General features: G+C 36.9%; 6 protein-coding genes. 1 reads left to right on the forward strand and 5 read right to left on the reverse strand.

Annotation, left to right across the window (positions count from 1 at the left end):
* Window positions 1–51: 51 nt before the first annotated feature.
* A complete protein-coding gene (locus tag A9996_RS19070) occupies window positions 52–384 on the forward strand; it encodes a PIN domain-containing protein (protein ID WP_066439080.1) in 333 nt (110 codons plus the stop codon).
* Window positions 385–386: 2 nt separating this feature from the next.
* Here the strand turns inward: A9996_RS19070 and A9996_RS19075 are convergent, their stop codons facing one another.
* From A9996_RS19075 to A9996_RS21095, 5 genes are all read right to left on the reverse strand, one after another.
* Window positions 387–1,967 carry a type IV secretory system conjugative DNA transfer family protein gene (locus A9996_RS19075; RefSeq protein ID WP_066439083.1) on the reverse strand — a complete coding sequence of 527 codons (1,581 nt, stop codon included), beginning with the start codon at window positions 1,965–1,967 and terminating at the stop codon, window positions 387–389.
* A gap of 9 nt (window positions 1,968–1,976) precedes the next feature.
* On the reverse strand, window positions 1,977–3,008 hold the full coding sequence (gene mobB / locus A9996_RS19080) for a MobB family relaxase (protein ID WP_066439085.1): 1,032 nt from the start codon (window positions 3,006–3,008) through the stop codon (window positions 1,977–1,979).
* A gap of 11 nt (window positions 3,009–3,019) precedes the next feature.
* Window positions 3,020–3,400 (reverse strand): BfmA/BtgA family mobilization protein, encoded by a 381-nt coding sequence (locus A9996_RS19085; protein WP_066439088.1) that lies wholly within the window; start codon window positions 3,398–3,400, stop codon window positions 3,020–3,022.
* 440 nt (window positions 3,401–3,840) lie between these two features.
* A complete protein-coding gene (locus tag A9996_RS19090) occupies window positions 3,841–4,038 on the reverse strand; it encodes a hypothetical protein (RefSeq protein WP_066432881.1) in 198 nt (65 codons plus the stop codon).
* Window positions 4,039–4,049: 11 nt separating this feature from the next.
* On the reverse strand, window positions 4,050–4,163 hold a 114-nt coding region (locus A9996_RS21095), incomplete at its 5' end, for a DUF6876 family protein (RefSeq protein WP_346210695.1).

The raw sequence follows: 4,163 nt of genomic DNA on the forward strand, positions 1-4,163 counted from the left end.
TATTTATAGACTATCCAGACATTATTTCCAAGAATAAAAAAAGAATATCCAGTGATCTTATCTGCTAAAGTTATAGATGAATTAGATAATTTAAAGTCTAAACTAGATAATGAAGGTAAAAGGAATGTTCAAAAAGCGTTAAAATCAATAAACGGTCATTTAGATACAAGAGATTTAAGAATGGAAATTTCGGATATATCATTATTACCTATTGATTTCAATAAACGTTCACCTGATAACCTAATTCTAACAGTAGCATTAAAATTCAAATCAGAAAATCCTATCCTCTTAACTTCGGATAATGGCTTGCAGATTAAGGCAAAAGGAATGAATATTACTACAATTACCCTGAAAGAATTTCTTGGTCAATCTCGAAAAAACTAAATTCACGTAAAAACTGATTTAACTTCTCGATAAACCCGTTCAAAGTTAGCCAACAATTCTTCATTTGAATATTCCTTTAAACCGATTGGAAGCTCTCTTTTAATATCCTGTAACTTAAATTGAACTTTCAAATCTTTACCATCTGCATAGGTAATAAATTCACCTTGCTTCAATCGAAAAAATACATCAGCCCTAATCTTAGGAATTTCTTTCTCTCCTGTGGTAATTCTTGTATCAAAATCAAGATTGTGTCCACGACTAATACTTTTCGTTGGGTCTTTGACTATCTCAAAAAAGCGTTCGTAATATTTTGCGGTGTCTGGGTCGTTTACCTTACCGAAAAATTGATAGGATAAATTGCTCAAAATTGCTTTGCTCGCCTTGTCGCCATACATCATATCATTTTGAATCTTGTCCTGCATCACATAAACTGTAGCTATATTGTAACTACGCAAAGTTGCCGGAATACGGTGCATATTCAATAAACGTATGGTTGGCGCTTCTTCCATCAAGAGGAAGGAAGGTTTGGAATTCCTTACGCTCATTTGTTTGGTAATTGTGTGAATGATTGTGGCGATAACTGGGGAATAAGATGTTTCAAATTTCGGATTGTTCACAATCGAAATCACACAAGGGTTTTCTGGACTATTTATATTGAGTTCTACTTCATCTGCGGACAATGCCATAAAAATCCGCTGCGTACTAATTCGTTTCAGCGCATTGGCCAAGGTGCTTTTTACACCTGCGGTCTGCCTTTCAGAATCCTTACCGCTAATAAAAGCATCTGCCATTGCTCTCGATGTTGTATTGGTTTCTAAAAACTTGATAAGACTTTCGGTATCGAGATACTGATAAACGGCTATTAAATGAGGAAGTGTACAGTATTTTGGATAGGTGGTTTTAAGTTTCCAAATCAATCCACCAATCAATCCTTCGGCTGCATCATTGAAAAATTTGGTCGTTCCTGAAGTGCCAGACTCCCGCTGCTCCAAAAGATTTTCAATCAACACCCTTGACACCTCATTTACGCTTTCCTCGTTCTCTAAATACCTTGGCGCAATAGGATTTACCCTATCTATAATTCTATCGAATGAAATGACCTTAAATGGAATGTCACTATCCTTGAAAAGAGGATATGCCATTTCGGTAAGTTCAAAATCCTTGTAGTCGTGGATAATCCCGCAAAACCCTTCTTTTTGGAAGTGTTTCAGAAAACCATAAACTACACTTTCAGTCTTTCCACTTCCGGCAGAACCGATGACCGATGCGCCACGTTTAATGTTATCCAAATTAAAATTTCCTTTGGTCGTTACAAAATTGACCTGATATTTACTATCGCCATTTTTTGGACTTTCGGTTTTATGAAGGTAAACATACAATCCTATATTAATTAGCATTAGCGGACATACTAAATAAAGTAGTGTCAAAGCTAATCCTGATTCCTTTGCAATAAAAAATGCCAAAGTACCAATCATTAAAACATTGAAAGCGAACGCATATTTTGATACCCGAAACATTCCATAGAAAATAATACTGGCAAAACCAATAATAAAAAGCACCGTTAAAAGATTGTCCAGTTGCATAATGCTAATTTAGATTCCGATGGAACTTGATTTGATGGCCACTTCCGCACCACGTCGCAGCCTGTTAAATATTTTCATTGCCAGTTGTGCTTGTGTGACAGGAATAGTCGGCATCATCGGAATGCCAGCTTTGCCCATTATTTTAAACGCCAATGCTTTTTCATTGGTGGGTAATTTCATCAATGATGCAAAATAAATTTTCGGATTTTTGATAAAATCTTTCCGAGCTTTATAGGTTTCGGCAAAGTTTCTTTGATAGCCAAACTTTTTATCAAAAGTTTTCTCGGCGTTTGTAAAAAATTTATCTCGGTCAAAACCCCGTTTTACCGTCTTACCGTTTAGTTCAACGTCAGAAGCTTTGTATTTACTTCCAGGCGACAAGCTGAATTTATTAGACGCATCTTTTCGGCTCACAATAATATGGATATGGCTTTGACTGCCTTCCTTCTGCATTCCTTGTAAGATGCGCTTTCCGTTCTGTTGGTTTGGCGCTGCCTTTTCTAATTTGGCGATTTCTCGTTCCATCGTTTTGATATTTCCTGAAAGTTCGCCACGTTCCACCTTTCTGATATCGGTTTTCATCTGAAGTATTTTTGTGGCAAAAGGTTGGTTTTCCTGTACCTGTTTGTCCGTTCCCTTAAATGTCCTCTGGTGCTCGATTTTTGCATAATATTTTATGTCATCGATATTGACTGGTCGTCCTTTGATCTCACGATTGAATGAAGCCACATAATCCCTCATAATTTCTCGTGTATATATTTTTAAATCTTCACTATGGTTCTGCAAACGTTTCAATTCGTATTGTGAAGGACTGACGGTAATAGAGTAAAATCTCGGTTCGGTCTTTTCCAGTTTTGCAGTATTCCCATCGATTTCCCTGACCACTTCCTCTGCCGAAATCTCATCGCCATTTTGGTTAAAAAAATGCTCCATATCCTCCTGCTCTAACCCTTGGTTTTCTTTTTCCAAATAGCCAACAAAATCCGCCGAACTTTTAGAATAATTGCCTCCCATTTTTTGGGGTGTTATTGTAATGTACATAGCACAAGAATTTAGAGTTCGTTGTTTGGATTTCCCTTTTCTTTAAAGCGCACTTCCTTCTTTTTTTCCATAAATTTCTTCTCCAAAATCAACGGTTTCTTGTTTGGTTCCTCCGTTTGAAAAAGTGACTCGATCATTGCGACCGTGGGTTTGGTCTGGGTCTTTTCCATATCCCTCATAATGGCAATGACGGCATTGATCCTTTTGAGAAGTTTGGCCTCGATCGTCCTTCCGGTCGGGCCCAGTTTTTCCCGTGGCGATATTTCATTGTAGAAGAAAAAATCGAGCATCGTGGCCATCGCTTCGGTGTGCGATTTGAAGTGCGTTTTAGAAAATTCCTGAAAACGTTTGGCAGTTGCCCGCTTAAACCTAATTGTGATGAATGAGTCCATTTTCTTTCGCTTTTTTGTGCATTTGACGTAAATCCATCCCTGTTTACAGGCTGTTCAGGGGCATTTGACGCAAATCGAAGAAATATATATAATCCATTAATTTTCAAGTTATTGAAAATCAATTAGTTATACGCTAAAAGGAATATGTAACGCGGCTCTGCCCGTTACCCTCTTGCTATTCCTTTTCGTCACGCCAAAGCGTGACAAAAATTTCATACAATCTGGCTAAAAAGCCAATTGCCCTTTTAGGAATTCGGAAATTCCTATATGTAAAATATAGATGGATACAGCTATCAGCGAAAGTCAAAAATGGGATAGCTATATAAATTATGTGTGCTGAATTTCAGCGAAATAAAGATACGTTTTTTTCTTGAACTGGAATTACTTGAACAGAAAAAACACCTCCAAAATTTAGAGGTGTGATTATTAAGTTTAGAAAATTAGATGTTGAATATGAACTTATAGGAATATAGATTTCTTATTGCTTCTTCCTCTACCGTCGTTTCAAAACTGGTATAATTTTCTCTTACGTATTTGCGAATACTGTCGCCAAATTTTCGTTCCACATCTTTTTTTGAGAGTTCTAAAAGTCGGTTTTGAGCCTCTTCGCTCAAGTCCGTAAAATTAAGATATACCATGATCCAATATTTCAGTATTCGCCAGGTAACATCAGCGTATCATTTACAAAAAATAACCGCAGTTCATCCAATGGAAAATCGGTTGCACGATATCCTTGTTTTTCTAAAACAGTATCGTTGCCATC

The sequence above is a fragment of the Gelidibacter algens genome, assembly GCF_001678675.1.
Taxonomy (GTDB): domain Bacteria; phylum Bacteroidota; class Bacteroidia; order Flavobacteriales; family Flavobacteriaceae; genus Gelidibacter; species Gelidibacter algens.

What these genes read in the sequence shown, in the direction of transcription:
- A9996_RS19075 (WP_066439083.1), bottom strand. Translation starts at nt 1,967, where the DNA reads ATGCAACTGGACAATCTTTTAACGGTGCTTTTTATTATTGGTTTTGCC.
- mobB (WP_066439085.1), bottom strand. Translation starts at nt 3,008, where the DNA reads ATGTACATTACAATAACACCCCAAAAAATGGGAGGCAATTATTCTAAA.
- A9996_RS19085 (WP_066439088.1), bottom strand. Translation starts at nt 3,400, where the DNA reads ATGGACTCATTCATCACAATTAGGTTTAAGCGGGCAACTGCCAAACGT.
- A9996_RS19090 (WP_066432881.1), bottom strand. Translation starts at nt 4,038, where the DNA reads ATGGTATATCTTAATTTTACGGACTTGAGCGAAGAGGCTCAAAACCGA.